The organism is Candidatus Magnetominusculus dajiuhuensis (genome assembly GCF_046044395.1).
Lineage (GTDB): Bacteria > Nitrospirota > Thermodesulfovibrionia > Thermodesulfovibrionales > Magnetobacteriaceae > Magnetominusculus > Magnetominusculus dajiuhuensis.
Genome location: NZ_JBJUSG010000040.1, coordinates 1,544 through 26,496, shown reverse-complemented (window position 1 = coordinate 26,496; position 24,953 = coordinate 1,544). Strand labels below are relative to the sequence as shown.

The window sequence follows — 24,953 nt, the reverse complement described above, 5'->3', positions numbered from 1 at the left end:
AAAAAAAAAGGGGGGGGGCTGCTTTACTATTGTGACACAGTCTGTTGTCCGGAATGACGGAAAGGGACAAGCCGGAATGATTGCATAGGTATCTTCTGCTTTATTTTTTAAATGCGTTTGCCTTAATTATACAGATGGCGGCTGCAGCGCCATAGGGCAGCGTTTCTGTCGTAGATTTCAAAGTCTATGCGTGTTATCTTTGTTGCCATGGCGCCTTCAGCCTTTATTGAAATATCGTATTGACCCTCAGCGCTAGCGATATCTATTTGAATCGTACAATAGACGCCTTTTTTGTAGCCGTCAGTCAGCCCGTCGTCTTCATAGTATGTAAAGGAGGCCGTTTCTGTCACAAACGCGGCCACTCTAAGGACATCAATCTCCCTTTCCCCGATGTAGTTAACCGGCTCAGACAGTGTTAGTATTGAGTTTTCCTTTATAAAAAAAGGTGTGCTATCTAACGGGCAATCTATGTAGTGGACGCCGGGGGGAATAACCGACACCGTCCATGCGCTATGGCCTGACGCGCGGCAGTATAGCCAGCTCACCGCGGGCAGCAGGACATATCTGCCCGTGGCATTGGGTAATATCACAGGGGCGGCCATAACCGAGCCGCCATACATGAACTGGTCCTCCACGTCAAACCGGCAGTCAAAATCGAACATCAGCGGCCTGATAAACGGCGACAACTCCCGTACCGACCTCATAAACTCCGAGTACGCGTAGGGGATAAGGGCATAGCGGAGCTTTATTGTATCGCGCATGATGTCAAGCGCCTGCCCATCAAACGCCCACGGCTCACGCCGCCTTGTGCCCATGGCCGAGTGATTGCGAAACAGGGGGGAAAACACCCCAAGCTGCATCCATCTGATCTGAAGCTCAGGCGACACATCAGAGCCAAAGCCGCCGATGTCCGCCCCTGTATAAAACACCCCCGCCATGTTCAGCGACATGAGCATTCTGATATGTGCTATCATGTGCTCCCACCAGCTCATATTGTCGCCTGTCCAGATTGCCGCATAGCGGTGGAGGCCGACGTAGCTGCTCCTTGTGAGCAGGAAGTAGCGCTGCCCCGGCATGTTCGTAATAAAACCGTCCGCAACGCCCTGTGTCATAAGCGTGCCGTAGAGGTTATGAATCTCTTCGTTGCTTATGCGGCCACCGGAGTGGGTTCTGTGGTAAAACTCCCGGAAGTAGCCGCGATTATTTGAAAGGCCGTTGAGCATGTCCTGGAGGCGTCTTTTGGGGATGTCAGGGTTTTTCTTTATCTCATCAACAAGATTAAACACCTCCTGCATCGCCTCAGGCGTATAAAATATTGAGGGTTCGTTCATGTCGAGCCAGAAACCCTCTACTCCCATATCAAGGAATTTCTTGCACAGCCCGCCCCACCAGCGCCTCGTCTCAGGCATCAGGAAATCCGGGAGGTGCGTAAGGCCGGGCCATACGGCCGCCTTGAAAAAACTCCCGTCCCTTGTCTGGCAAAACAGCCCCCGCCGCCGACCCTCTTCATAGACGCCGTAGCCATCTTCAATCTTAACGCCGGGGTCAATGATAGGGATTACCCTGAAGCCGTCACTTTTCAGCTTGCCGGTGAATGTCGCGAAGTCCGGGAATTTCTCCTCATCAACAGTAAAGACTTTAAAATTGTCCATATAGTCTATGTCCATGTAAATGGCGTCACAGGGGATGCCCTCTTCCCTGAAACGGGTGGCCGTCTCTGCGATAGACTTCGCGTCGGGGTAGCTCCACCTCGACTGCTGATAACCAAACGCCCATTTGGGGGGGCAGTAGGGTGCCCCTGTAAGCAGTAAAAATTCCTTCACAATCTCCATAAACGTCAGCGTACGCCCCTCTGCCCGGATAAAATATATGTCGAAGTTCATGGACGGTATCACCACTTCCATTACGTTGTGGTTTGTGAAACCTACGTCAAGGCAAATCTCCGATGGATAGTCTATAAAAAAACCGAATGGATTTGTTAAGGCAGAGCCGACTAATACAAATGGGTGGCTGCCGTATAAATTCTCTTTGTCGGGTGTGTGGACAGGGTCGTCGGTTGTGTAGAGACGGTATTTCTTTCCCCTTTTGTTGAGGGCGCCGACGGTCTCACCAAGTCCGTAGACCCTGTCCTCAGGAGACAGAGAGATAGTCATGGCAATGCCACCTTTGCACAAGGCAACCGCCATGCCTTCGATGGTTATAAGTGGGGCTTCTATCGGCTCAAAGCCGCCGTCGTCAACAAGACGCACTACCGCATCTGTCTTAAACGGCTGGCCGAAGCGATAGAGTTTTGTGAAATTAAGTATCTGTGCCTTTTTTAACATCATTCTCGCGGCAACCCCCACGCGGCAACCCCCATGCGGCAACCATTGGAGGCTACGACGCCCTGACCATCGCCTTAAGGTAAGGGCATCGCGTTATAACACAATCACAGCCTGCGCTATGTTGGCCGACTAGTATGTGTATACACCACCGGTAGCTCCAAAGTAATTAAACAGGCCTGAATCAGAACAGGAGTAGCCGACAAGATTACGTTTCGGTGAAGTGGTACCCTGAAAACATGCCAGGCCAATAGTTGAGCAGTTAAATGCGGAACGAACAGTGGCAACACTACCCCATTGAGGTAAAGAAAGGTTGCCGGTACCTCCAGTGGTTGACGAAATCAGGTCAAGCCTGCCACCGTAGGTTGACAATGAGCCGGTGCCGGTATCATTGGTAAGTTGTATTGCCGACAATCCATCCGCCATAATGAACCGCCCGACAAATGACAGTAAAGTTGATTTACCATAATTTACCTTGATAGCGTTTAAATTTACATAAGGGCTTACATTGCCGCTGGGATTTCCTGCCGCGTTTGCCATAACGGTAAATTGCATGGTAGTTATATTGTCGTCAATACTGCTTCCTGAGCCACCACTTTGAGTACCCATGTTTGACAGGATACAATACACCGGGCTTGTCGTATCGGTTGTCAAATAGGGCAGCCAGTAGGACACGGTGTCGGCTGCGCCAGCGCTCCTTGAGCCGCTATTCACTCCCCATAGACCGAAAGCCGTCAGCATAGCGGCTAAGGCCAGCACATAAACTAAGCTTCTCTTCATAATAATCCTCCTTTCATAATAACTCTATTTTTACCGGACACTTATGCTAGTATGAGTACACACCACCAACTGATCCAATGTTATTAAACAGGCCTGAATCAGAACAGGTGTAGCCGACAAGGCTACGTTTCGGCGTAGTGGTACCTTGAAAACATGACATGCCAATAGTTGAGCAGTTAAATGCGGAACGGGCGGTGGCAAATGCATGCAGTCCAGGTAAAGAAAGGTTGCTGGCGCCTCCCGTGTTTGCCGAAATCAAGTCAAGCCTGCCGCCGTAGGATGACAATGTGCCGGTGCCGGTATCGTTGGTGAGGTCAATTACCTGCATTCCATCCGCAGTAATCTGCTGTCCGGAAAATGTCAGAAGTCTTGATTTACCAAAAGGTACTCGTGCGGCAGTTCCAAATGCGGGGCTTGAATTGCCGCTGGGATTTCCCGCCGCGTTTGACATAACGGTAAATCGCATGGTAGTTATGTTATCGTCAATACTGCTTCCTGAGCCACCACTTTGAGTACCCATGTTTGACAGGATACAATATACCGGGGCAGACGAATCGGTTGTTAGATAGGGCAGCCAATAAGTAACGGTATCGGCCGCATCGGCAGGCCTTGAGCCGCTATTGATTCCCCAGAGACCTATAGCCGTCAGCATGACAGCCAGGGCCAGTACATAAACCAAACTTCTCTTCATAATAACCCTCCTTTCATAATAACCCTTCCTGAGTTCTTTTGAGACCATCCCTCCACGCTGAGAAATTAAGTCTCCTTCTTAATTATCGTCCTGTCACAAGAACAGCCTGATGCCCCACCTCTTTAAGCCGCTACCACCTCCTAATGATACTCCATGGTCTATATCTCCAATAATCTACCATGATTTTCACTCGCAACAGCCAACCAGTTAGAGAATATCCTATTTTGGGCAATAAAGTAAAGGCCGCGTTCATTGCGTCACACTGGTAAAAGCAATATGCCGCCAATTTACTTTGAAAAATAATTCCCCCTTCTGATTATATCAAGCATCCCTTCAACCATCGCGTCCCACGATTTTGTCTTCACAAGGGAAAGCCCCTTGTCAATCATCCCTTTGTCGGCGCCATCAAGGCGTTGCTGTACACACTTAGCGAACTCCTCGTATGAGCTGGCGATAGAGACCATGCCGGTAAAATTCTTAACTATGTCCGGCAAGGCCGTACTGACAATGGGCCTTCCCATGGCCAGATACTCAAGGGTCTTCGTAGGATTAAGGTGCTGTGTGACAGGGTCGTTCATTTTGAAGGGTATGAGACAGACGTCGAAAAATGAGGCATACACCGGCAGTTCATTATATAATTTGAAATCAAGATAGTGGATGTTTTCTATTGTGTCGAAAATCGTCGGCCTCTTTATTTTCACTATCGGCCCTATGATGACAATCTGCCATTGTTTGTTGTGTTTGGCAATAAACTCAAGCAAATCGTAATCTATTCTCTCGTCAACCGCCCCAAAATATCCGAGAATTTTACCCCTGATTCCAGAGATGTCAGTGGGCGGGGGATTTATCCGATGGGCGGCCTTGGAGAAGTGCTCAGCGTCAACACCGCATGAAAAAGCCGTCGCGTTTGGATGCCCTGTGCCCTTGTTTTTCAGAAGCGTATCCCCTCCGGCAAAAAACACATCGGCGGCCTTTGTTATATACCGTTCCTTTTCGACAACCGCTTTAGGGGCATACAAAAATGATGAGAAATCGTCCATACAGTCATAGACTACCGCCTTTTCGCCAAGCTGTCCGGGCAGATAATAGGCCATCGGCGTATATAACCACAAAAGGAGGTTCTTACTAAACCTCTTTCTCCTCATAAAACTCTTAATTCGATTGATGACTATCCTTTCGTTTATTTGCTTGATAAACGGGAATTGCTCACCGAATGGCAGCACGACGGGGCGGTAATAAGTGAGGTTTTTATTTATCTTCAAATAGCGGAACTTTTTTTCCCTCATATGTTTAAACCGCCACAACCCCTGTAGTGAAATGGGTATTATGTAGAGCACCTTATGGTCTTTGGAAAGCCGCGACATAATCTGCTGAGGCCTTTGAAACAGGTGTAAATCCCATGTCAGATGTGAAGAGCAAACTATATCAAATTCGTTTTCAGCCATAAAAAAACCTCCTGAAATATTCTCATTGTTTAAAAATACCACGGCGCGGAATAAACGCGCGGTTTAATCTCTGTGTTGTCATAAGCCGCCTCAATAGTTTTGACTATCTCAATAGCAAATATATGGGAGGCCACCGCGTAGTTGTGTACCTGTCCTTTCATGGCCTCTGAAAGAGACACGACCTCAATGCCGTTGATGCGCTCACCCCATAGGTTGTTGTTTGCGTCAATGATGTTTATTACCTTCAGGGCGTTAAGAGAAGCCGCCTGAAGGAAGACAAGCCCTATCTCACCAGCGCCATATACCATACACTCCCCTATGCCTTCGTCAAGCATGAGACCGGCCATGTCGTTCATCATTGTAAAATAGTTCATGGAATTATTCATAGCGCAATACCTCTTAAATATATAGGTTGGAAATTTAAGTGAGACCACACCCTGGGGCCAAATGACCTGTCCATGGCTGAAGCCATAGCGGGTTTTATCCATGAATTTCTCCGGCCCAAGGGCGTCAAGGAGTTTATTGTCTGAGTCCTTACATATTTGGGCGGCGCTGTTGGAGCCGTAGTTGTCCTCGTGGTGGAGCGTGCTTAACAGTTGTGCCTCAGGTAATACGGGCATATCAACAAGGCGATGCACGAGGGCAATGAATTGTCTCCTGCGGGTAGCCATCATACCGGCGGCCAGGGCGGGCCTCAATCTCCTGATATGCGCCCACATTGCCTGAAACTCTAAGATACCCTTTACGCAGGAGCGCTTTTTTTCTATCTCATCTTCAGGTATAAGGTTTTTTTCAAGTACGGCGGCAATTTGCCCATCTGCCCCTTCTTTATAACCGGTAGTCGTACCGATTCCCTCTATGATAAGGTCTTCGAGGACGGCTGGAGACCTGTTTATCTTTCTGATCATATCGAGGTTTTCCCCGCCGCTTCCCGCAAAACCCCTGATGTCTATGCCGTTGAATATCAACTGCCTGAGATTCTCTTCACCGAGGGCAACGAGGTGGGTCATAGCCGCGTCAATACCCTCATGTTTTAAGGCGTAGTGGATATTGTTTTGTATCGTGCCCTGAAACCCGAAATCCACGGTTACAACCCCGTCAAGCTCCCCGCATGTTTGTCTAAGGTAAGCTATGAGGATTTCTCTGTGCCTTTTGGCCAGCGCCGTTATTTTTCCTTGTATATCGTGGCGCGTCAGATAGTCTAAGAGCTTTCGTTTCAGTGACCAGCACGAGGCGCCACTACCGGTATCCTGAGTAAGCGTATCGCCGAATTCTGAAAATTCCTTTAACCCATGGGGAAGCTCAAGAAGCCCAAAAAGTCTCCGTATTGTTATATTTCTCCTTATGAAGAGAAACTCGGCCTCCCATTCGTTGAAATCCTCAATGGCGGCAAAGGCGGTCGTCTGCCTTGATACATAGAGGGGCGTGGCGGTTAATATAAAATCCCTCTGGCGTGCCGCCTCTTCAATCATCCGCGCAAGCAATGTGCCCCCACGCATGATTGGAAAAACCCTGTGCCTGTCTTCCTTAACGCAAATATCCACTACCCATTCGGCAAACGCGCTGAAAAACGGGCCTAATACCGCCGCCCCGATGTTAAACCACGGCGTGTAGTCCATGTTATCGCCCGCGTTTAATCGTGTGGCAAGTTTTCTGAGCTGTGAGATTTCAGGCAACACCTCCCCGTAGCGTACGCCTTCCCAGTTGAAAACCATATCAAGGTGTTTGTCATACCCGTATATGATGTGCCTGATGCCGGCGCGCTCCGCCCCCGCGCCGTCAGAGCGTGGATTGTCGCCAATGTGGACAACCGCGTCCTTTTGTATGTGAGGGAAGTGGGCAATCATTACATCAAACAAGGCACCTGAGCCTTTATTTGCCCCTGCCTCATTAGACACCAGCAAGAGATTTATCCATTCCAAAGGAAATCCGCCACGGCGTAAAATCCCCTCAATGTGTTCCCTCTTCAGGTACATATCGGTAAGCAGGGCTACTTTGGCACCCCTGTCCTTAAAATATTTTATCAGGGACATTATGGCTGGATTGACGCAAGAGAAGTCTTCCTCCACCTCTATTTCAATGTTAAGGATCTCGTCCATGCTGCCCACGTCGCGCGGCATACTCTCGTATATCCCCTCTATTGTCTCCTCTGATGGCGGGATTTCCGCCCTTTTTTCCTGAAATATCCTATGGCCAAACTGCTGCCTTATGTATTGAAACTCTTTTGGGTTCATGCCTGTCCTGAGCAGGCCACGCTCTATTGCCCGCCTTCCGGTTTCATAAAAAACATCCCCTGGATTGAGGCATGTCCTCAGTATAAGTGTATCGAAAATGTCCACAGAGAGGAGTTCGACCCGGTTGTGGCCACATATAAGGGAGGACAGGTATCTGTCTTTTTTCCAAAGTTCAGGGTCAATTGACAGGTTCTTATTCATATTATCTCTCCGGTAAAATTCAACTCCTTAAGGAGACGGCGCATCTCATCCCTTCTGCCCTGGGATGCGATTAATACGGCGGTGTTTTTGCCGCCGCCGCGGCCATCTTCAAGCAAATGGGATGGAAAATACACGGGCACTCCCATGAACTGTTTACCCTGCAGCGCCGGGTTATTGTCTATAAAATATTCTACCTTTATACCCATCCGGCGGCACACTTGTAAGAACTCCCCACCTGTTTTTGATGCGCCAAATATGGCAACCCGCCCCGCCCTCCAGAGCTTGAGCAATACCAGCGCGTCCTGAGATTTTCTGATGAGCCTGTGTTTTATGCCGTCTATGGCCCTGCCCAAATCGCGCAGGTTCCTGTTCTCCTTAACGTATATAATATAATAATACATGGCGGCAACATATGGAATTTCAGGTACCGGCAGGTATCTCCAGTATTTCTTTGAGAATATAAACGGATTTCTCCAGTTGTCACTAAGCGGGTAGTCTCTGGATTTTGTGTCTCTGATGTGGCGGTAGGCTCCGAGGACAGCGTCTATTTTTTTAAGCCGGTATCTCAGAGAGCTTTTCAGGAGGAAATCGTAATCCATCGTATAGTGGTTTTCAACATCGAAAGGCCCGATAGTCTCCTGCACCTCTCTGAGATAAAAATATCCCGTTGGATTAAAGCAAAAAATGGCCGGCCTCCACCACTGAATCATCTCGGAAAACACCACCGAAGGGTCATTTATCCATGAGCTGCCGTCGTCGTTTATCACCCTTACGCGGCCCATGACAAATTTTTCCCCCTCCTGAAAATATCTTATTACAGCGTTAAAAGCCCTTGGCTCAAAGTAATCATCGGCGTTTAAGTATGTAATAATCTCACCGTCAGACATCATAAATCCCTTGTTCATGGCGTCAGACTGCCCATTATCGGGAGCTGAAATCCATTTTACGTGTGGATATGTTTTCAATAATTCAATCGTCCCATCTGTGGAGCCTCCATCTGCGACGATATGCTCAAAATTTGGATAGTCCTGCCCCATTACACTTTCTATCGCCTGCCCAAGATACCCGCACTTATTCAGTGACGGGGTTATTACGGATATTTTCGGGTAGTTTTTCATCTCTTTATATGTTTCGCTATATCAGCCGCAATGGCCTCAGCACCCGCGCCGATGTCTATATCCAACTGGTAATAATTTTCTGCCCCGGCATCTGCCCCCGCACCATCTTTATTCGGGATTCGTATGGTATAATATTTATTATTATCAAATACTAACGCCGAATAGTTAATTCCATACTTTAATATATCGTGCCTCGTCCCTATGATTGCCTTATAGCCGCGTTCGCTGACAATTGACGCAGTCCCTTCATTGAAAACCAAAAATCCGGACCCTATGCCGTGGTAATGCACTAAGTCTCCGGCCACTTTAAGAGAATGTATAACAGCACAACTGCCACCGTCCGGGTCAGAGATAAATAATACGCGATAGGACGCCTCGTTAAACGCCTTCTGGTATACGCGGCCATTTATCTTGCCGACGGCCGTATTGACCGTCAGGAGATTTATCGCGTTTACAAGTGTGAAATCCAGAGACGCCTTAGTGAGCTGCTCATATACGGCATTCATAAACATCAAATCAGCAGGGGTATCCACCGAAATCCTGTGCCTAAGGCTGTAAAAACAATCGTCGTCCCTGAATGAAACCGTCTTTATGTCTGAGAATTTCTCAGGATATACGCCTCTTAGAAACGCGGGGAAATGGTGTTCACGAAGGGCGGGCGTGTCCGAGTATAACTCTGCCCTCTGCCACAGCCACCGGCGCGATATTACAATGCCTTCGTGAATGGGCAGGTTGTTGTTAACCGGCGTGAAGGCGGCGTGCCCGGCCAAGGGGTTTTCTTTGAGGAGTCTGGCCATTGAGTCTATCGTTGTTGAGCAGAGCAGTGGGCAGTCGCCGCTTGCGAGTACGCATATATCAGCCATATAAACCTCGGCGGCCTTCGTAAGCCGTCCAACGACATCGTCAGCGCCGCCGTCATAGACATAGAGTTTTACGCCTTCAGCCCTGGCAGTAGGGCGGAGTTTTTCTGTCTCCGGCTCGTTTGGAGCGCATATAACAATCTCATCAATCTCCCTCGCGCCTTTAAGCTGATGGATGACCCATGAAATAACAGATTTCGGGCCAATCATCTTTAGATGTTTCTCCGGCAGCCGTGTCGAGGTAAGGCGTACTGGAATAAAGGCCACCGTTTTGCCGTTATTTTGCGCCATTAAACGCCTCAATCAGTTTGTCGCGTACCAAGTGTGTATTGTCATCTGTCATGCCCGGAAAGATGGGTATGCTTATTTGCCTGCTGTAAAAATCATCTGTGTTAGGACAGTGGGCAGTATAACCCCTTGAGCGATAAAAGGGATGATGTGTAACGGGGATATAGTGGCACTGCACGCCGATGCCTCTTTCCCTGAGCTGTGAGAATATCAATCGTTTATAGTCCTTGTACTCGTCTTTCAATCTGATAGGATACAGGTGGTATGCGCTCTTTGCGTAGTCTCTCTCTATGGGTATGTCGAAATATCTGTTGCCTCTAAAGGCATTGTCATAAAAGCAAGCGATATCGCGTCTTCGTTCGATAAACCTATCAAGCTTTTTTAGTTGAGAGATGCCCAGTGCCGCCTGAAAATCTGTCATTCTGTAGTTATAGCCCAGGGTCTGCATTTCGTAGTACCATGGGCCGTCTGGGGTATATTGAAAATCGTCCATGGATTTGGTGATGCCGTGGTGGCCGAACATTTTTAGTTTGTCATATAAAACCTTGTCGTTTGTTAAGACCGCGCCGCCTTCGCCTGTGGTGATTGATTTGACGGGGTGAAAGCTGAATACGGCCATGTGACAATAGAGACATGAGCCGGTTCGCTTCCATGAGCCGTCATCTGCCATTGACAAGGCTCCAAGTGCATGGCAGGCGTCTTCAACAATAATAATACCGTGTTTTACAGACGCCTCAAAAAGTGCCTTGCCATCAAATGGATGTCCGGCATAGTCAACGGCGGCTATGAGTTTTGTTTTATTGGTAATCAGGCTTGCCGCTGCCGCCGCGTCTATGTTGCCGGTGTCAGATTCAATGTCGGCAAAGACGGGATTGGCTCCTAAGAAAACTCCGGCGTTGGCCGTGGCGGCAAACGTCATCGGCGTGGTGATGAACTCATCCCCGCTGCCAAGCCCCGCGGCGGCGTACGCCCCATGCAGGGCGGCAGTCCCTGAGCTAAATACCACGGCATATGATGCGCCGCAATAGTCAGCCAGCGCCTCTTCAAACTCCCCTGTCTTTGTGCCCTGAGTAATCCAGCCGCTTTGAAGCGTCTTTACTACTGCTTTAATGTCGTCCTCGCCAATATCGTGAAAGCCGTATGGTATCATCTTGTTGTTATAAGAAAACGCCTCTGGAGTTATCTACGTCAAGAGAAGAAATGGATTCCTGCTTTCGCAGGAATGACAGACAAGATAAGACAGATAGGAGCATAGATATTTCATTTAAAGAAGACTGGATTCCTGCTTTCGCAGGAATGACAGACAACAAGATAAATGAGCACATCAAGATAAATGAACAAATAGAGATGTCATTCCTGCGAAAGCAGGAATCCAGGTAACTCTCTGCCGGAGTTAAGTTCATAGGCATTATAAGAATTCCTTCAGCACATCTCTCATATCGTTTACGTTAAGCCATCGCGTGTTGTTGTCGCTTCTGTATGTGAACTCCTCGTTAAGTCTCCTGCAATTTTTGCATTTTGAGGTCGGCTCGAAGTTCAACTGTGAAAATAGGACGAACAATTCCCTGCCATTGTAATTGTACTCAAAGGCAGTCCTTGACTCATCGCCGGAGATGAGGGTTTCGTGGATTTTCTCCCCCGGGCGCGCCCCAATTACCCTGTACGTACAGTCATCGGCAATAGCCTTTACGAGGTCCGTGATTTTCATACTTGGGATTTTTGGGACAAACACCTCACCACCCGTAGATAAATAAAATGAGTTGTTTACAAACTCCACCGATTCGTTAAGTGTCATCCAAAACCTGGTCATTCTCTCATCAGTTACCGTGAGCTGCCGTATCCCGCGCCGGTACATATCAATAAAAATCGGGATGACGCTGCCGCGGCTGCCAACTACATTTCCATATCGAACTACCGAAAACCTCGTCTCTTTCGTGCCGACGTAGGAGCTTGCCGCAATGAAAATCTTCTCCATCGCCAGTTTAGTCGCCCCATAGAGGTTAACCGGACTTACCGCCTTGTCGGTTGAGAGCGCTATGACCTTCTTAACGCCGTTGTCAATAGCCGCCTCCGCTATATTCTGTGCCCCGATTATGTTTGTCTTTACAACCTCGAAGGGATTGTATTCGGCCGCGAGGACATGTTTTAACGCCGCCGCGTGTACGACATAGTCCACGCCGTTAAATGCCCTGTAGAGGCGCTCACGGTCACGTACGTCCCCTAAAAAATACCTTATAGGATATTCAGACGGGGGTAAATGTATGGACATCTCATGCTGCTTGAATTCGTCGCGGCTGAATATGATTAATTTCTTAACCTTGTAGTTTCTGAACATATAGCTGGCAAACTTTCTGCCAAACGACCCCGTTCCACCAGTTATCAGCACTACCTTGTCATCAAACATGAGTTTTTTTTTATCCCTTCCGCCGATATAATTTTATACCCTTAGAATATCAGAACGAATCAAAGGTGTCAATCCATTTGGCCGCGCTATTATTTTGATTCAGGCAATTTTGGATATTTCCTTATAAATGAAACACTTCTGAAATGTTATAATACGGCCAAATGTCTAAACGCTATGACAAGGTAATAAAGGAAATCCTGAAGGATGTCGCAGATACCCTGATAACGAAGGTTATTGGGTTAAAAATTGTTAAATCAACTGCTTTAGAGACTAAACTTCAAGTAACGAATGAACGCGAAGCCGACTTTATTTTTCGGGTAGAACTGGAGGATGGCTCTGTTTTTCTGCTGCATATAGAGTTTCAGTCCACAAACTATTTCAAAATGGAATACCGGATGCTTCGCTATTGGGTGTATTTAACTGAAATATATGGGATTGCACCAATGCAATACGTGTTTTACATAGGTAATGAGCCGCTTACAATGAAAAACAGCATCGCAACAGAGACGACAGCCCATAGGTATAATTTAATAGATATGCGCGATGTTGACTGCGGGAAGTTCTTAAACTCGGATAGGCCTGAAGAGGTGATTATATCTATTTTGTGCAATTATCAGAAAAAAGGTGTTAAAATATTCATAAGAGAGATACTTAACCGTCTGAATGAACTGGTACAGGAGGAAACGCTTAGGGGCAAGTATGTAAGGCAGGTGGAAGTCCTGTCGCAGTTGAGAGATTTGCAGAACGAAGTATCTGAGGAGGCGGAGAACATGGCAATAGCATATGATATGGAGAGAGATGTAAGGTTCAGACAGGGACGTGAGCGTGGAATGTTAGAGGGGATAGAGAAGGGAGTAGAGAAGGGCATCAAGAAGGGGATAGCGCAGGGGATGTTAGAGGGAATAGAGAAGGGAATAGAGAAGGGGCTGACAGAGGCAATAGAACTTGCCCTCGATATAAGGTTTGGCGCCGAAGGCGTCGCGTTAATGGATAAAATTAACAATATCACCGATGTGGGCAAGTTAAAACAAATCAAGGAACACCTGCGAAAGGCAAAGACTATTGCCGAGGTCATAGAAGTCATCAATTCATAACTATAGATGATGATTATGACAGCGTCTGTGCTGATGCCTGCTACATCATAAGGATGCACATCATAGCGGTCATCCAGATTATGTCTATGGGCAGGTGAAATTCGCACGATGTATCCAGCAGGCACTCAGCTCTTGCCGGAAACTCGTCGTCCTTGAGCCACAAAATGAGAGTAACCGGAATCTTAGGGTAGGGGGATAAGACAACGGCCGCGTCTCCATAGGAAGCGGCAACTCCGCCCAGTGAAGCACCCTGAAACAGAAACTCCTCTTTGCCGGCTTCGTACATGGCGGCTAGTCTCGCAAGGGGCAGGACATGCGAGCCGCGAAAGAAAATCTCGCCTCCACTAAGGTTCTGCGGCATAATAAGTTGATTTGTTAGGGGAATTGCCTTAGCACTGTTGAGATACCAGAGGGATGAGAGCCGAAAGAAATCCCCAAGCCGCCGCAAAAAGGCCTCGCCATCAGGGCTGCCGCATGTTACAGTCCTGTCTTTGGGATGGAAATCAAAATCCCACTTAAACGATCTAATCGTATAGCACCCCGATGAGCTGTCAAAGGAAACCAGCCCCCTCTTACACACATCGTCGGGGTTGTGGCCGTACAACTGCCCCCAGCCCTTATCCTCACCGCCTTGCATCACAGATATTATATTAAATTACACATAAAAAAAGTAATCGTTTTTCCATCGGCACATCCCTATGACTTCTTCGCCGACAACTTAGCGCAATGGATGATTAAACTGCGGGTCAGGGTGTTGGAGTATTGACGCGGGTTATCATTATTCTCATCCATACAGAATAAATATCTCGATGTAGTATCAATAGATACATTAACTATTATCGCATAACATAGTGAATAATAAATGTAATTATCAACAATACAATACAACGCATATTTATTTTTATCATACAAATTATCTCTGGCAAGGATTTTGCTATGAACGGTGAGTGATGTGTTTTATTAAAGTGAACGCACTTATAAGGGGGTTGTGATTTATGAAGAAACTATTTGGTATAAAGGAACCAGTCGCAGAGGCAGTCCATGACAATGGTGTCGTTGTGGTGGTGGAAGATAAGGCTGTTTGTAAGGACGCAGCAAGGGGTGAGGAGAGGGCAGACATCGGGATAGCGCGGTTTGAGAAGGCCGCCGGTGTGATATTCAGGAGACTTGAAAAAAGCATTCAAATCCTTGAGGCGATTGAGGCGTCAGTTGATGCGAAAGTAGCGCATTTTGAGAGGCTTCTGCAGATGGCCGACGCGGTAAGTTACACCGACTGCGGGCAAAACCGGCGCTATGAGGTGCTTGCCCTTACAGGGAAGGGACTTGGCATCAATGAAATCGCCAATGTACTGGGCATTCAGCACGGTGAGATTGAGTTAATCCTGAATCTGAACAGATGAGGTACGGAAAAATTTTCCAATTGAGCAATCATAATTTTCCCGCCGGACGGGCGGCAAGAGGTGCTGAAGGTGGGGTTAAGGCCGTATTTTCGACTGGCATGGTAATTGCTTGTAGCAGGTTATGGCTATGAAACTTATAGGAAAGACCGAAACGATAGAGAGGACAAGGTAAATGTACAAAGGGAGTTATATAGCGGCCTCAGGCATGGTTGTCAAACAAAAGCAGATGGACCTTGTGTCGAACAATCTTGCAAACACGGCCACTTTTGGGTATAAGCAGGACAGGGTTTCCTTCAGGGATGTGTATATATCAGAGATAAACGGCGTGCCGCAGCAAGGCGACGGCAGGGACATGACATATACGGATGTCTTTTACACCGACCACTCAGCGGGCGCGTTTCAGAGTACAGGAAATCCCCTTGATGTGGCGTTAGGTGGGAGCGGGTATTTCACCATTGACGGCAATAAATACACACGGGCTGGCAACTTCACGCTGGACACAGAGGGATATATCGTGACAAAGACCGGAGACAAGGTCTTAGGCTCAAGCGGCCCTATACAAATACAGACTGGCAATATTCAGGATATACAGATAGGCTCAGACGGCACTATAGCCGTCAATGGCACTCCGATAGACAGGTTTGCGATAGTGGATTTCCAGAATCAACAAAACGTAGTCAAGCAGGGTAATAATTATTTTGTGTCAGAGGACGCTGCGGTGGAGTCAACCGCGACTGTCAATCAGGGAGTTGTAGAGTCCTCAAACGTAAACGTCATTCAGGAAATGGTCACAATGATAGAGTTGTTAAGGGAGTATGAAGCGCAGCAAAAAGTCGCACAGTCGTTTGATGACGCCACATCAAAGGTTACTAATGGTATGGCAACGATATGATGAAAGGTATTATACTTAGAGAAGGAGGCAGTTAATGATAAGGTCTTTATTTATTGGGGCATCGGGAATGAACGCGCAGAAGACCAACCTTGATGTGGTCTCAAATAATATAGCAAACACCAGTACGTATGGGTTTAAGGCCAATAGGGCTGAATTTCAGGACCTGATGTATCAGGCGGTGCAGGCCCCCGGGGCCCCTACCGCGTCAGGGTATCCCTCTCCCACGGGCATACAGATTGGGCTTGGTGTTATGCCAAGTTCCGCTGGAAAGATTTTCAAGCAAGGCGATTTTATTAACTCAGGCAACGAGCTTGACCTTGCAATAGAAGGGAAGGGGTTTTTTCAGATAGCCCAGACAGACGGGAGCATCGCTTATACGAGGGCGGGCAACTTCAAACTTGACAGCACAGGTAGAATCGTAAACGACCAGGGTCTTGTCCTGCAGCCTGAGATGACCGCACCAACTGATACAGTATCAATCTCAGTAAGCAGTGATGGCATTGTGTCAGTTCTCCAAAACACGCAAACGACAGAGAATCAAATAGGACAAATAGAGCTTGCTAATTTTGCAAATCCAGCCGGCCTAAAGGCCATAGGCAAGAATCTCTTTACTGAGACAGATGCCTCTGGCGCGGTAAATCTCGCAGTCCCCGGCCAGCAGGGATTTGGCACGGTTGACCAGGGATTTCTCGAATCCAGCAACGTAAACGTCATTGACGAAATGGTGAACATGATAGTAGCACAGCGCTCATATGAGTTTAACTCTAAATCGGTGCAGACAACGGACGAAATGCTCCAGACTGCAAATGCGCTGAAGAGATAACAGATGGTAGCTCTATTACTAACAGCACTGGTTGCGGCATGGTCGCCTGAGGCGGTTGTCAGGGAGTATATCCAGGCCAACTACCCATGGCCGGAGGTCAGGCTGCAGGTAGTTGGAAATAACAGGGTGCAAAACACGCCATACCCGGACAGCGTATCTGTGGCAGGGGGCACTATACCCGGGCGGATGACCTTTCTATTAGGCTCATCAACCGGCGAGGCTACTTACGTCGAGGTTGCGGTCGAGGCCTATGACTGGGTGGTCAGTAACCGCAGGGCTATGTTAAAAGGTGAAGTAATCACTATGGATGACATATATAAGAGCATGATAAATATAAAAACTATCCCAAAGGGCGCTATATCGTCAGAGTCCGCCTGCGTAGGCAAGGTGCTTTCCTCTTCAATCGCGGTAAACCGTCCTTTAACGGAGAATCTCCTTGCTGACGCGTCAGTTATAAGAAAAGGGGACGATGTGCGCATTTTATTGGAGACCGACAAGTTCAAGATAACCGTCAGGGGGATTGCTAAGGAAGAGGGTGCCCAGGGCAAGTACATAAAAGTCCTCTGTCCTTCGACGAACAAACTGATAACCGGCAAGATTGTCGGAAACCGTATTGTAACGCTTGTAAATTGAACAGTGAGGTTAGAAAGAATGTATAAAATGATAAAGATAATATCAGCGGCAACGATAGCAGCGGCACTGTGTGCGGGTTGTTCCACCCCGGCAAACAAGCTGCCGGCCAAGCCTGCCCCGTATATATATGGAGGCGCGCCCGCTCAGAGACCCGAAAATGGTTCTCTGTGGAACGACTCCGCAAGCCTGTTTGAAGATAAACGCGCCCGCCGCCTCAACGATGTCCTAATGATAAGCATTGTGGAAAAAACTACGGCAGACGACAAGGAAGAGACCACGGGCAATAAACAGTCGAATTATAGTTCGCAGTTAAGCAACTTTTTTAATGTAAGCGCGAATAAACTTGGCCTGAAATCAAGCAGCACCGGGGGCGTGGGTACGGCCTCAACCCCTCAGCTTAATACGACCAATAATGACCAATTTACAGGCAAGGGTGAGACGAAGCACCAGGGTACAATAACCGCCACTATCAGCGCTAAGGTAGTGGAAGTCCTTCCAAACGGCAACATGGTCATAGATTCAAGGAAGGAGATAACGGTTAATTACGAGACACAGTATATTGTCCTTCAGGGGATTGTAAGGCCGGACGATGTTGACCAGACCAATTCCATATCAAGCCAAAAGGTAGCCGACGTGAAGCTGTATCTGGTGGGCGACGGTTTTTTACAGGAGCTTCAATCCCCCGGCTGGCTCGGCAGGCTATGGGGTTCACTTAAACCGTTTTAACGATGAAACTTGAGGTGATACTTTAATATGAAGACGAGAAAGGCCATAGGTATAATTGTGATAGCGGCCATGTTTATGGCGTCAACCGTAACGGCCGCGTATTGCGAGCGGTTGAAGGACATTGCGTCAATTAAGGGTGTGAGGGAAAACCAGTTAGTAGGTTATGGACTGGTTGTCGGGTTGGCGGGTACTGGTGACAGCAAAGGCTCCATGGTACAGAGTGTCATCAATATGCTCACAAGAATGGGAGTTTCAGTAAGTACAAAAGATATAATATCGAAAAACGTGGCAGCCGTTATGGTGACGGCTGATTTGCCGCCTTTCCCAAAGATAGGGAAAAAGATTGACGCCAATGTGTCGGCTATGGGCAATGCCAAAAGCCTGATGGGCGGAATGCTGCTTCTTACTCCACTTCAGGGGGCAGACGGAAAGACCTACGCGACCGCTCAGGGGGCAATCTCCATAGGCGGCATATATGTCTCTAAAAATGGCTCTACGGCGCAGCAGAACTTTGCCACCGTAGGCAGGGTGCCAAACGGCACTGTCATTGAAAAAGAGTTTGGTTACGACATTGCAAATTCAGAGGATATAACGCTGGTGCTGCGTGACTCTGACTTCACTACGGCAACAAATATCAAAGATATGATAAACAAGCACCTGATGGGCAGTTATGCCTCTGCACCTGACCCGTCGTCTGTTAAGGTCGTGGTGCCAGCAATTTATCAGGGGAATGTCGTGGAGTTGATAAATAAACTTGAGTCCCTTGAAGTCAAGGTGGATATTCCGGCAAAGATAATCGTTAATGAGCGTACGGGGACGGTCGTCATAGGGGAAAGCGTTAAACTTTCTCCGGTGGCGATAGCACACGGTGATTTGACTATTGAGATAACCCAGACGCCGCAGACGTCAGGCCCTCAGGGCTACACAGGTACTCAGACCGACATAGACGTGAAGACCGATAAGGTTGCACTTTCAAAGGTCTCAGGGGCCACGCTTGGCGAGATCATCACGTCGTTAAACAAGCTTGGTGTGGCACCGCGTGATTTAATCGCCATACTTCAGTCCCTTAAGTCTGCCGGGGCGCTCACCGCGCAGTTGGAAATCCAATGAGCTGTTTCATTTCCAGTGGGAAAATATTTCATGGCCGCGGGAATTATTTTCCATGTTTAGGTTTATTAGTCTGGCCTGAATATATTATACTAAGGGCAGATACGGCTTTGGCATGGTAATTGCAATTACATTCTTGAAGGGGTCATCGGCCCCTCAGACTCAAAGAAGGTATAAAGGTGGGGCATGGATTCAGTACAAGGCTCATTAGATTCATTCAAAGGCATGGAGTCCCTGAAGGGCAAAAAGGACAGTGGTACGATTGAGGCCGTTTCAAAAGAGGCGGAGTCCGTGTTTCTGCTTGAGTTGATAAAGACGATGAGAAAGGGGTTAGGCACGACATTTGGCAAGGGGCTTGGGGGCGATGTCTATATGAGTATGTTCGATACAGAGTTATCCAGGACAATGTCAGAGCGGGGAATAGGAATCAGAAAGATATTTGTTAAAGAATTAACGAGATTAACTGAAAAATCTAATGTTGATGACCACTCAGGCTTAAAGAAGTCAACAAATAGTACCGATACGACTAGATAAGCCATGCGTGGGTTAATTAACTATACGCTGGACAACATAATGATGTTCAGGAGGTAGCATATGAAGATTAACAACAGTGTTCCGCCGGAGGCAAAGCAGATATACGGTGTTGCAAAGAAGGTTGACAACACCGCCGACACTGGTGCGGCTGCCCAGTCAAATGGCACCGACAGCGTAAGCCTCTCTCCTCATGCCCGCTCAATTGATGAGATGACAAGGGCGATTGCCCAACTGCCCGATGTGAGGGAGGAAAAGGTTAACAATATAAAGACTTCGATTAGCAACGGTACGTATACTATAAATCCCAGCGATATAGCTGGAAAAATGCTGAATGAGATAGCTTGAAAACTGCAAACGAAATAAAAAAGGTGCTCACCCTTCAAATTGAGGGATATAAGGCGCTCTTTGAACTCCTGAAGAGAGAGCGTGAGAATCTCGTTGATTTCAATGAACAGGGTGTTGAGAGCCTTTCAAAAGAGAAGTATACGCAGACGCTCAAACTAAGGCTGCTTGAGGAGGAAAGGTTAAGGCTTATGAAGAAACTTGTGACAGAGATAAACAGCGTCCCGCCTAAAAACGGAGGCAATGTGTCCGCGGACATGAACATAAACACCCTGGCTGAGATAACAGGCGACGCGGACTTTAACGGGATACGCTCAATGTTGAAATCTCTGCTGCAAAGCATAGACGAGCTGAATGAGTTTAATAAGGTGTTGATAGACCGCTCTCTGAAATATGTGAGGAATAATATAAATTTTCTTAATCTGCATGGAGTAAATCCCACAGTTGGCAAAACCGGGGTTTTTCTTGCGAGGGAGGCATAAATGGGGCTTTCAGCATTAATGAGTGTGGCTAATTCAGCCTTAACTTCAATGGGGCAGGCTTTAGATGTTACGGGTAATAATATAGCCAATGTTAATACCCCCGGGTATTGCCAGCAAAATGCGATTCTGCAGGTAAACAATCCCAGTGTGGCCACCGGCGGTGCCTCCGGCACAGGTGTTAACATGGCAGTGGTTCAGAGACAATTCGATAGCTTTACTCAGACGCAGATGCTGCTTGAACAGCAAAACAACGCCAGGCAGACTACCCTTCAAAGCACATATTCACAGGTAGAGGACGCAATGAACGACCAGACAGGCACAGGGCTTTCGGCCGCTATAACCAGCTTCTTTAACGCCTGGCAGGACTTGTCAACAAATCCGCAAACCCCTGAGCAGAGAACTACCGTTATCGCGGACGGCCAAAATATTCTCACTCAGGCTCAACAGATTGAGAGCCAGTTTACAAATATCAGCGACTCCATAAACAAGGCCGTTCCCGATGTCGTAAAACAGGTAAATACGCTTGCCTCGCAGATTTCCAGTTATAACGTAAGCATAGCGCAGGCGCAGACCGGAACTACGCAGCAGCCAAACGACCTGCTTGACCAGAGGCAGAATGCGTTGACTCAACTGGCGGGACTGGTAAATTTCAACACCGTAGAAGACAAATCCGGCGCTATTACTGTCATAGTCGGCGACAGAAATCTTGTTGGGCTTGGCAACATTGTCAATCCCATATCCATGCGGCAGCAGGCTGACGGTAAAATACAGTTGAACATAGATGGAATAGATGTAACCTCAAAGGTGACAGGCGGGAAGCTCGGTGCGGATGTTGAAATGAAAAACAGCGCACAGAGCGGGCTGCCTGCCGCGATTGCCGGTCTTCGAAGCACCGTGGCGGCAATCACTAACATGGTCAACTCTGTCCAGACCAACGGCTACGACCTAAAAGGCAAAGCCGGCAGCAATTTCTTTAATCCCCTCTCCATATCCACTCTGAACGAAAACAGCTCTACGGCATCCGTATCGTCGGCAATTATAGTGGACAACTCCGCCCTTACTTACAAGGAGTATGAGGTGCGTTTTACTGGCAATAGCAACTATCAGCTTTACGACATAAAAAATAATACCTCGGCAAATGGCACCCTATCGGGCAACTCGCTTACCGTGGATGGGATGCAGATAACTTTTGCGGGGACTCCCAAGGCAGGCGATGTGTTTAAAGTCTCGCCTATTGCGAGTGCCATTAACAACGGGAAGGTCTTGCTGACAGACCCGACACAAGTGGCGGCGGCAAGTTCTCCGAGTGTCATTCCCGGCGGCAACGGCAACGCCCTTGCCATGGTCGCCCTCGGTACTCAGGTAAACTCGGTGCTGTCACAAAGTACGATAAGCCAGTATTATGCCTCAGTCGTCACCACGATTGGCAACTACGCGGCCTCTGCAAATGACAATCTGACATTTTCGACAAATGTGTTGAGCCAACTTAAGCAGCAGAATGCCGCGATTTCGGGGGTGTCCTTAGATGAGCAGGCGATGAACCTGGTGCAATATCAGAAGTCATACGAGGCCGCTGCCCAGATTATAAACGTTACCAGCACCTTGCTGGATACCGTAATTGGATTGGTGAGATAATATGAGAATATCAAGTTTCATGTACATAGACATGATGAGGAAGAGTTTTCAGGACGATATTTCTCAGCTCTACGGTTCACAGCAACAGTTGTCGTCGGGGCTGAAGATAAACAGGCCGTCTGATGACATCTCCGGCATGGGCCAGATACTGGGTTATAAGGTAGATATAGCTAATACCGACCAGTATCAGAGAAACATTAACAACGCCCAGTCAATCCTTCAAACATCGGATACGGCTATGTCCAGTGTGGTGACTAACCTTCAGCGTGTGCAGGAACTTATGGTCAGTGGTGCGAGCGGCCAGACCGATGCCGCCGGCAGGCAGGACACCGCCTCAGAGATTGCCACAATAAGAGACAGCCTCTATGCCCTGTCGTTGACCCGCTCCGGAGGCTCATATTTGTTTTCCGGCAGTCTGACAAACGCGGCCAGTTTTGCCACATCGCCCGTACCACTGGCATCCACAGGCGGTCTCTATTCCTACAGGGGAGACGACAGCCAAATAAGCGTCAACGTAAACAGTACCGCTAAGGTTATTGAAAACATCACAGGGTCGGACGCCTTCGCGTTTTCTCTCAAAACTACGGTTTCAATAAAGTTAACTACGGGCAATTTTGCCCATTTTACACCGTCTACCGGCAGTGTGCCGAGCTTGATAACGCTAAATCTGAGCACGTCCAGCGTACCAACCGCGCAGGGTTTTGAGCAGGCATCTTTTTCAAATTACATGGACATGACAAATATTATCGTAAACGCGTTTAACAACAATGATGTTGACATGATAAACGCTATGATGGACCCCCTGCAGAAGTCCCTTGACAAGGTCGTCTCCGTAAGGGCAACGATTGGGGCAAGGCTCAACTTTTTACAGCAAACACAGACTAATAACGATAACAACTCAGTAAACATGGCGAAGGATTTGTCAAACGTGCAGGACTCCGACATAACACAGACAACATCTGACATATCCAAGTCGGAGATGGCCTTGCAGGCGCTTAGGCAGTCGTCGGGCCAGGTAATGTCTCAAACCTTGTTCGATTTCATAACCATAAAATAACAGGAGATTTTTTCAACAGATATGCTATGATACGGCAGATAGGGTGCTTGATGAGAGCGAGGATGCTCTGAGCATAATAAAAGATAGGTATCAAAATAGGGGGCAAGATGCTCGTATTGACACGGAAGTCAGAAGAGGCAATAAAGTTAGGCGACTCAATTACTATTACGGTTGTAGAGATTAAGGGCAACAAGGTAAGACTCGGTATAGAGGCCCCGCACGGTGTCAGGATATACAGAAATGAGCTCTATGAGAAGATAAAAATGGAGAACATCTTGTCAATGGGGCTGACAAGCGGCGAGTTCGAGAAGATAAAAGATGTGCTCCAACGATAATAAAGTCATATTTGAAACATCAAGGTTTGGGCCTGTTGAGGTGGGCTCCGATAAGGTAATCTCATTTCCTGATGGCATCGTAGGGTTCCCAAAAATTAAAAGGTACGTGCTGATTGACCACAAGGATACGGTGCTTAAGTGGCTTCACGCGGTAGATGACCCTGACGTGGCCTTTATCGTCGTAGAGCCGACGGTGTTGCTTCCAAATTTCAGCATGACGCTTGACCCTATGACAAAGAGTTTCCTGAAATTAGATAATACTGAAGACCTTGTGACCTTTGTAATAATAAGGGTTGAAAACGAACGGGTCATCGCCAATTTTAAGGGTCCGCTTCTCTTTAACGCCTCGCTCAAAATAGGTGTTCAGGTCGTGCTGGACAAGATATAAGCCTTCAATAGGGCGTTGCGCTGGCCATTGATTTGAAGCGGGGGGGATCGGGTGAACATCAATGTTGATAACATAGTCGTAGGCAAGGGCGATAATGTAGTAGTGTTGGCAAGGCCCGACGGCAAGCCGATTGCCCTGGTCTCAGGCGATGTGGTTACCGCCGATGTCCTTGATATAATCAGCTCAGGCCTTGTTATGCTTCGCATAACCCCTCCGGCAGGTAAGGGCGAAGGCTCGGGCGTGCTGCTGGCAAGGACCGATGTTCCACTTAGCGAAGGCGACAGGATTGCCCTCAAAGTGTTGGGCGGTGATAAGGACATCAGTCTCAAATTTATGGGCATTGAATCGTCCCAGTCTTCTATCTCCACATCTACGCCGCCCTCCGCAAACGCCGCCGCCTCAACCCCTGTCCCCGCCGCTGTCACTATCGAGCAGAGAATACAGGGTTTGCTTACCGAACTTGCGGGCGCACGCCTTACGTCCACCGATTTTCAGGCGTTACAAAAGGTTTTAACTAACATACCGGCCAGCGTTAAGGACAACTATCCGGAGTTCAAAATGCTGGCGTCATTAGCTGCCAACATGGAACAGCTCAATGAACAGTCCCTTAGGGCGTCTGTCGAGGGTTCAGGCGTATTGTTTGAAACCAATATGAAACAAGCCGCCGTTGCAGAGCTTAATTATGCCCCTGATGTTGTGACAGCAAAAAATGCCCTCAATGCCGTTGTCCAACAGGCCATCGAGGCATTTCAATATCCACAAACAGAAGCTCATACCCGCGCCTTTCTGAGCGATTTAATATCAGTTACATCTCAGGGAATTCAGGGCATGGACTCCAACAACGCCCGTGATACGCTGAATCAACTCAAACAGGCAATAGCCGACTGTATTTCAGTAGTGGAGACGGAAAAATCTCAGCACTCAAGCTGCAATTGCAGTGACGTGTTAGCTGCCGTAAAGCAACAACTCGACAGCGCGGGGACACCACAACCAGGCGTCCCCAAAGACGGCGCGGCGGCAGCAGCACAAATACCGCAGCGAGTAATTATTGACGGTAGTGAAGTGCTGATACCGCAGAAACTACAACAACAGCAGCCGGGTGACGCGGTAACGCCACAAATGGCTACTACTAAAGATGGGGTTGCGGCGGCGGTGCCACAAAT

Annotated in this window: 26 protein-coding genes; 16 read left to right on the top strand and 10 right to left on the bottom strand. The window is 48.0% G+C overall.

The window, feature by feature from the left end; all coding sequences use genetic code 11:
- Nucleotides 1–122: 122 nt before the first annotated feature.
- The 8 genes from AB7D94_RS07415 to pseC all read right to left on the bottom strand — a co-directional run bounded on the left by AB7D94_RS07415 (nucleotide 123) and on the right by pseC (nucleotide 11,088).
- Complete coding sequence (locus AB7D94_RS07415; RefSeq protein WP_420265128.1) at nucleotides 123–2,327, bottom strand: TIM-barrel domain-containing protein; 2,205 nt, start codon at nucleotides 2,325–2,327, stop codon at nucleotides 123–125.
- A 126-nt stretch (nucleotides 2,328–2,453) separates the two neighbouring features.
- Nucleotides 2,454–3,101, bottom strand: a complete 648-nt coding sequence (locus AB7D94_RS07410) for a hypothetical protein (RefSeq protein ID WP_420265126.1) — start codon at nucleotides 3,099–3,101, stop codon at nucleotides 2,454–2,456.
- Nucleotides 3,102–3,147: 46 nt separating this feature from the next.
- Nucleotides 3,148–3,792: a hypothetical protein gene (locus tag AB7D94_RS07405; RefSeq protein WP_420265124.1), complete on the bottom strand. Its 645-nt coding sequence runs from the start codon at nucleotides 3,790–3,792 to the stop codon at nucleotides 3,148–3,150.
- 287 nt (nucleotides 3,793–4,079) lie between these two features.
- Nucleotides 4,080–5,237, bottom strand: a complete 1,158-nt coding sequence (locus AB7D94_RS07400; RefSeq protein WP_420265123.1) for a glycosyltransferase — start codon at nucleotides 5,235–5,237, stop codon at nucleotides 4,080–4,082.
- Nucleotides 5,238–5,266: 29 nt separating this feature from the next.
- Complete coding sequence (locus AB7D94_RS07395) at nucleotides 5,267–7,672, bottom strand: hypothetical protein (RefSeq protein ID WP_420265121.1); 2,406 nt, start codon at nucleotides 7,670–7,672, stop codon at nucleotides 5,267–5,269.
- Nucleotides 7,669–8,790, bottom strand: coding sequence for a glycosyltransferase (locus AB7D94_RS07390; RefSeq protein ID WP_420265119.1), 1,122 nt, complete (start codon nucleotides 8,788–8,790; stop codon nucleotides 7,669–7,671). Before AB7D94_RS07390 ends, AB7D94_RS07395 begins: the two co-directional genes overlap by 4 nt.
- Nucleotides 8,787–9,941 carry a cytidylyltransferase domain-containing protein gene (locus AB7D94_RS07385; RefSeq protein WP_420265118.1) on the bottom strand — a complete coding sequence of 385 codons (1,155 nt, stop codon included), beginning with the start codon at nucleotides 9,939–9,941 and terminating at the stop codon, nucleotides 8,787–8,789. The genes AB7D94_RS07390 and AB7D94_RS07385 overlap by 4 nt, the downstream gene beginning before the upstream one ends.
- Nucleotides 9,928–11,088, bottom strand: coding sequence for a UDP-4-amino-4,6-dideoxy-N-acetyl-beta-L-altrosamine transaminase (pseC, locus tag AB7D94_RS07380; protein ID WP_420265117.1), 1,161 nt, complete (start codon nucleotides 11,086–11,088; stop codon nucleotides 9,928–9,930). The genes AB7D94_RS07385 and pseC overlap by 14 nt, the downstream gene beginning before the upstream one ends.
- A 50-nt stretch (nucleotides 11,089–11,138) precedes the next feature.
- Here pseC and AB7D94_RS07375 point away from each other — a divergent pair, with 50 nt between their 5' ends.
- On the top strand, nucleotides 11,139–11,318 hold the full coding sequence (locus AB7D94_RS07375; protein ID WP_420265116.1) for a hypothetical protein: 180 nt from the start codon (nucleotides 11,139–11,141) through the stop codon (nucleotides 11,316–11,318).
- 28 nt (nucleotides 11,319–11,346) lie between these two features.
- Here the strand turns inward: AB7D94_RS07375 and pseB are convergent, their stop codons facing one another.
- Entirely contained in the window at nucleotides 11,347–12,342 is a 996-nt protein-coding gene (gene pseB / locus AB7D94_RS07370; protein ID WP_420265115.1) for a UDP-N-acetylglucosamine 4,6-dehydratase (inverting), read from the bottom strand.
- A 161-nt stretch (nucleotides 12,343–12,503) separates the two neighbouring features.
- On the opposite strand from pseB, the gene AB7D94_RS07365 reads away from it, so the two are divergent.
- On the top strand, nucleotides 12,504–13,436 hold the full coding sequence (locus AB7D94_RS07365; RefSeq protein ID WP_420265114.1) for an RpnC/YadD family protein: 933 nt from the start codon (nucleotides 12,504–12,506) through the stop codon (nucleotides 13,434–13,436).
- A gap of 40 nt (nucleotides 13,437–13,476) precedes the next feature.
- On the opposite strand, the gene AB7D94_RS07360 is transcribed toward AB7D94_RS07365, so the two are convergent.
- Nucleotides 13,477–14,073: a DUF3786 domain-containing protein gene (locus tag AB7D94_RS07360; protein ID WP_420265113.1), complete on the bottom strand. Its 597-nt coding sequence runs from the start codon at nucleotides 14,071–14,073 to the stop codon at nucleotides 13,477–13,479.
- Between the two features lie 358 nt (nucleotides 14,074–14,431).
- Between AB7D94_RS07360 and AB7D94_RS07355 the strand changes: the two genes are divergently transcribed.
- The 14 genes from AB7D94_RS07355 to AB7D94_RS07290 all read left to right on the top strand — a co-directional run.
- Nucleotides 14,432–14,836: a hypothetical protein gene (locus tag AB7D94_RS07355; RefSeq protein ID WP_420265112.1), complete on the top strand. Its 405-nt coding sequence runs from the start codon at nucleotides 14,432–14,434 to the stop codon at nucleotides 14,834–14,836.
- A gap of 172 nt (nucleotides 14,837–15,008) precedes the next feature.
- Complete coding sequence (gene flgF, locus AB7D94_RS07350) at nucleotides 15,009–15,728, top strand: flagellar basal-body rod protein FlgF (RefSeq protein ID WP_420265111.1); 720 nt, start codon at nucleotides 15,009–15,011, stop codon at nucleotides 15,726–15,728.
- Nucleotides 15,729–15,762: 34 nt separating this feature from the next.
- Entirely contained in the window at nucleotides 15,763–16,551 is a 789-nt protein-coding gene (gene flgG / locus AB7D94_RS07345; RefSeq protein ID WP_420265110.1) for a flagellar basal-body rod protein FlgG, read from the top strand.
- A gap of 3 nt (nucleotides 16,552–16,554) precedes the next feature.
- The gene (gene flgA / locus AB7D94_RS07340; protein WP_420265109.1) at nucleotides 16,555–17,184 is read left to right on the top strand and encodes a flagellar basal body P-ring formation chaperone FlgA; all 630 of its coding nucleotides are present in this window, start codon (nucleotides 16,555–16,557) and stop codon (nucleotides 17,182–17,184) included.
- Nucleotides 17,185–17,202: 18 nt separating this feature from the next.
- Nucleotides 17,203–17,910, top strand: coding sequence for a flagellar basal body L-ring protein FlgH (locus AB7D94_RS07335; RefSeq protein ID WP_420265108.1), 708 nt, complete (start codon nucleotides 17,203–17,205; stop codon nucleotides 17,908–17,910).
- 27 nt (nucleotides 17,911–17,937) lie between these two features.
- Nucleotides 17,938–19,020, top strand: a complete 1,083-nt coding sequence (locus tag AB7D94_RS07330; RefSeq protein ID WP_420265107.1) for a flagellar basal body P-ring protein FlgI — start codon at nucleotides 17,938–17,940, stop codon at nucleotides 19,018–19,020.
- Nucleotides 19,021–19,203: 183 nt separating this feature from the next.
- A complete protein-coding gene (locus AB7D94_RS07325) occupies nucleotides 19,204–19,551 on the top strand; it encodes a rod-binding protein (RefSeq protein WP_420265106.1) in 348 nt (115 codons plus the stop codon).
- Nucleotides 19,552–19,611: 60 nt separating this feature from the next.
- Nucleotides 19,612–19,896, top strand: a complete 285-nt coding sequence (gene flgM / locus AB7D94_RS07320) for a flagellar biosynthesis anti-sigma factor FlgM (RefSeq protein WP_420265104.1) — start codon at nucleotides 19,612–19,614, stop codon at nucleotides 19,894–19,896.
- Nucleotides 19,893–20,375 carry a flagellar protein FlgN gene (locus AB7D94_RS07315; protein WP_420265103.1) on the top strand — a complete coding sequence of 161 codons (483 nt, stop codon included), beginning with the start codon at nucleotides 19,893–19,895 and terminating at the stop codon, nucleotides 20,373–20,375. Before flgM ends, AB7D94_RS07315 begins: the two co-directional genes overlap by 4 nt.
- Nucleotides 20,376–22,010: a flagellar hook-associated protein FlgK gene (gene flgK / locus AB7D94_RS07310; RefSeq protein WP_420265102.1), complete on the top strand. Its 1,635-nt coding sequence runs from the start codon at nucleotides 20,376–20,378 to the stop codon at nucleotides 22,008–22,010.
- Between the two features lies 1 nt (nucleotide 22,011).
- Nucleotides 22,012–23,067 (top strand): flagellar hook-associated protein FlgL, encoded by a 1,056-nt coding sequence (gene flgL, locus AB7D94_RS07305; RefSeq protein ID WP_420265101.1) that lies wholly within the window; start codon nucleotides 22,012–22,014, stop codon nucleotides 23,065–23,067.
- Between the two features lie 107 nt (nucleotides 23,068–23,174).
- Complete coding sequence (csrA, locus tag AB7D94_RS07300; RefSeq protein ID WP_420265100.1) at nucleotides 23,175–23,402, top strand: carbon storage regulator CsrA; 228 nt, start codon at nucleotides 23,175–23,177, stop codon at nucleotides 23,400–23,402.
- Nucleotides 23,386–23,790 (top strand): flagellar assembly protein FliW, encoded by a 405-nt coding sequence (gene fliW, locus AB7D94_RS07295; RefSeq protein WP_420265099.1) that lies wholly within the window; start codon nucleotides 23,386–23,388, stop codon nucleotides 23,788–23,790. The genes csrA and fliW overlap by 17 nt, the downstream gene beginning before the upstream one ends.
- Nucleotides 23,791–23,841: 51 nt before the next feature.
- Nucleotides 23,842–24,953: hypothetical protein (locus tag AB7D94_RS07290; protein ID WP_420265097.1), on the top strand; the 1,112-nt coding region annotated here is incomplete at its 3' end.

Coding starts and splice junctions, on each gene's coding strand:
- AB7D94_RS07415 (WP_420265128.1), bottom strand. CDS start 2,327: ATGATGTTAAAAAAGGCACAGATACTTAATTTCACAAAACTCTATCGC.
- AB7D94_RS07410 (WP_420265126.1), bottom strand. CDS start 3,101: ATGAAGAGAAGCTTAGTTTATGTGCTGGCCTTAGCCGCTATGCTGACG.
- AB7D94_RS07405 (WP_420265124.1), bottom strand. CDS start 3,792: ATGAAGAGAAGTTTGGTTTATGTACTGGCCCTGGCTGTCATGCTGACG.
- AB7D94_RS07400 (WP_420265123.1), bottom strand. CDS start 5,237: ATGGCTGAAAACGAATTTGATATAGTTTGCTCTTCACATCTGACATGG.
- AB7D94_RS07395 (WP_420265121.1), bottom strand. CDS start 7,672: ATGAATAAGAACCTGTCAATTGACCCTGAACTTTGGAAAAAAGACAGA.
- AB7D94_RS07390 (WP_420265119.1), bottom strand. CDS start 8,790: ATGAAAAACTACCCGAAAATATCCGTAATAACCCCGTCACTGAATAAG.
- AB7D94_RS07385 (WP_420265118.1), bottom strand. CDS start 9,941: ATGGCGCAAAATAACGGCAAAACGGTGGCCTTTATTCCAGTACGCCTT.
- pseC (WP_420265117.1), bottom strand. CDS start 11,088: ATGATACCATACGGCTTTCACGATATTGGCGAGGACGACATTAAAGCA.
- AB7D94_RS07375 (WP_420265116.1), top strand. CDS start 11,139: ATGGATTCCTGCTTTCGCAGGAATGACAGACAAGATAAGACAGATAGG.
- pseB (WP_420265115.1), bottom strand. CDS start 12,342: ATGTTTGATGACAAGGTAGTGCTGATAACTGGTGGAACGGGGTCGTTT.
- AB7D94_RS07365 (WP_420265114.1), top strand. CDS start 12,504: ATGTCTAAACGCTATGACAAGGTAATAAAGGAAATCCTGAAGGATGTC.
- AB7D94_RS07360 (WP_420265113.1), bottom strand. CDS start 14,073: ATGCAAGGCGGTGAGGATAAGGGCTGGGGGCAGTTGTACGGCCACAAC.
- AB7D94_RS07355 (WP_420265112.1), top strand. CDS start 14,432: ATGAAGAAACTATTTGGTATAAAGGAACCAGTCGCAGAGGCAGTCCAT.
- flgF (WP_420265111.1), top strand. CDS start 15,009: ATGTACAAAGGGAGTTATATAGCGGCCTCAGGCATGGTTGTCAAACAA.
- flgG (WP_420265110.1), top strand. CDS start 15,763: ATGATAAGGTCTTTATTTATTGGGGCATCGGGAATGAACGCGCAGAAG.
- flgA (WP_420265109.1), top strand. CDS start 16,555: ATGGTAGCTCTATTACTAACAGCACTGGTTGCGGCATGGTCGCCTGAG.
- AB7D94_RS07335 (WP_420265108.1), top strand. CDS start 17,203: ATGTATAAAATGATAAAGATAATATCAGCGGCAACGATAGCAGCGGCA.
- AB7D94_RS07330 (WP_420265107.1), top strand. CDS start 17,938: ATGAAGACGAGAAAGGCCATAGGTATAATTGTGATAGCGGCCATGTTT.
- AB7D94_RS07325 (WP_420265106.1), top strand. CDS start 19,204: ATGGATTCAGTACAAGGCTCATTAGATTCATTCAAAGGCATGGAGTCC.
- flgM (WP_420265104.1), top strand. CDS start 19,612: ATGAAGATTAACAACAGTGTTCCGCCGGAGGCAAAGCAGATATACGGT.
- flgK (WP_420265102.1), top strand. CDS start 20,376: ATGGGGCTTTCAGCATTAATGAGTGTGGCTAATTCAGCCTTAACTTCA.
- flgL (WP_420265101.1), top strand. CDS start 22,012: ATGAGAATATCAAGTTTCATGTACATAGACATGATGAGGAAGAGTTTT.
- csrA (WP_420265100.1), top strand. CDS start 23,175: ATGCTCGTATTGACACGGAAGTCAGAAGAGGCAATAAAGTTAGGCGAC.
- fliW (WP_420265099.1), top strand. CDS start 23,386: ATGTGCTCCAACGATAATAAAGTCATATTTGAAACATCAAGGTTTGGG.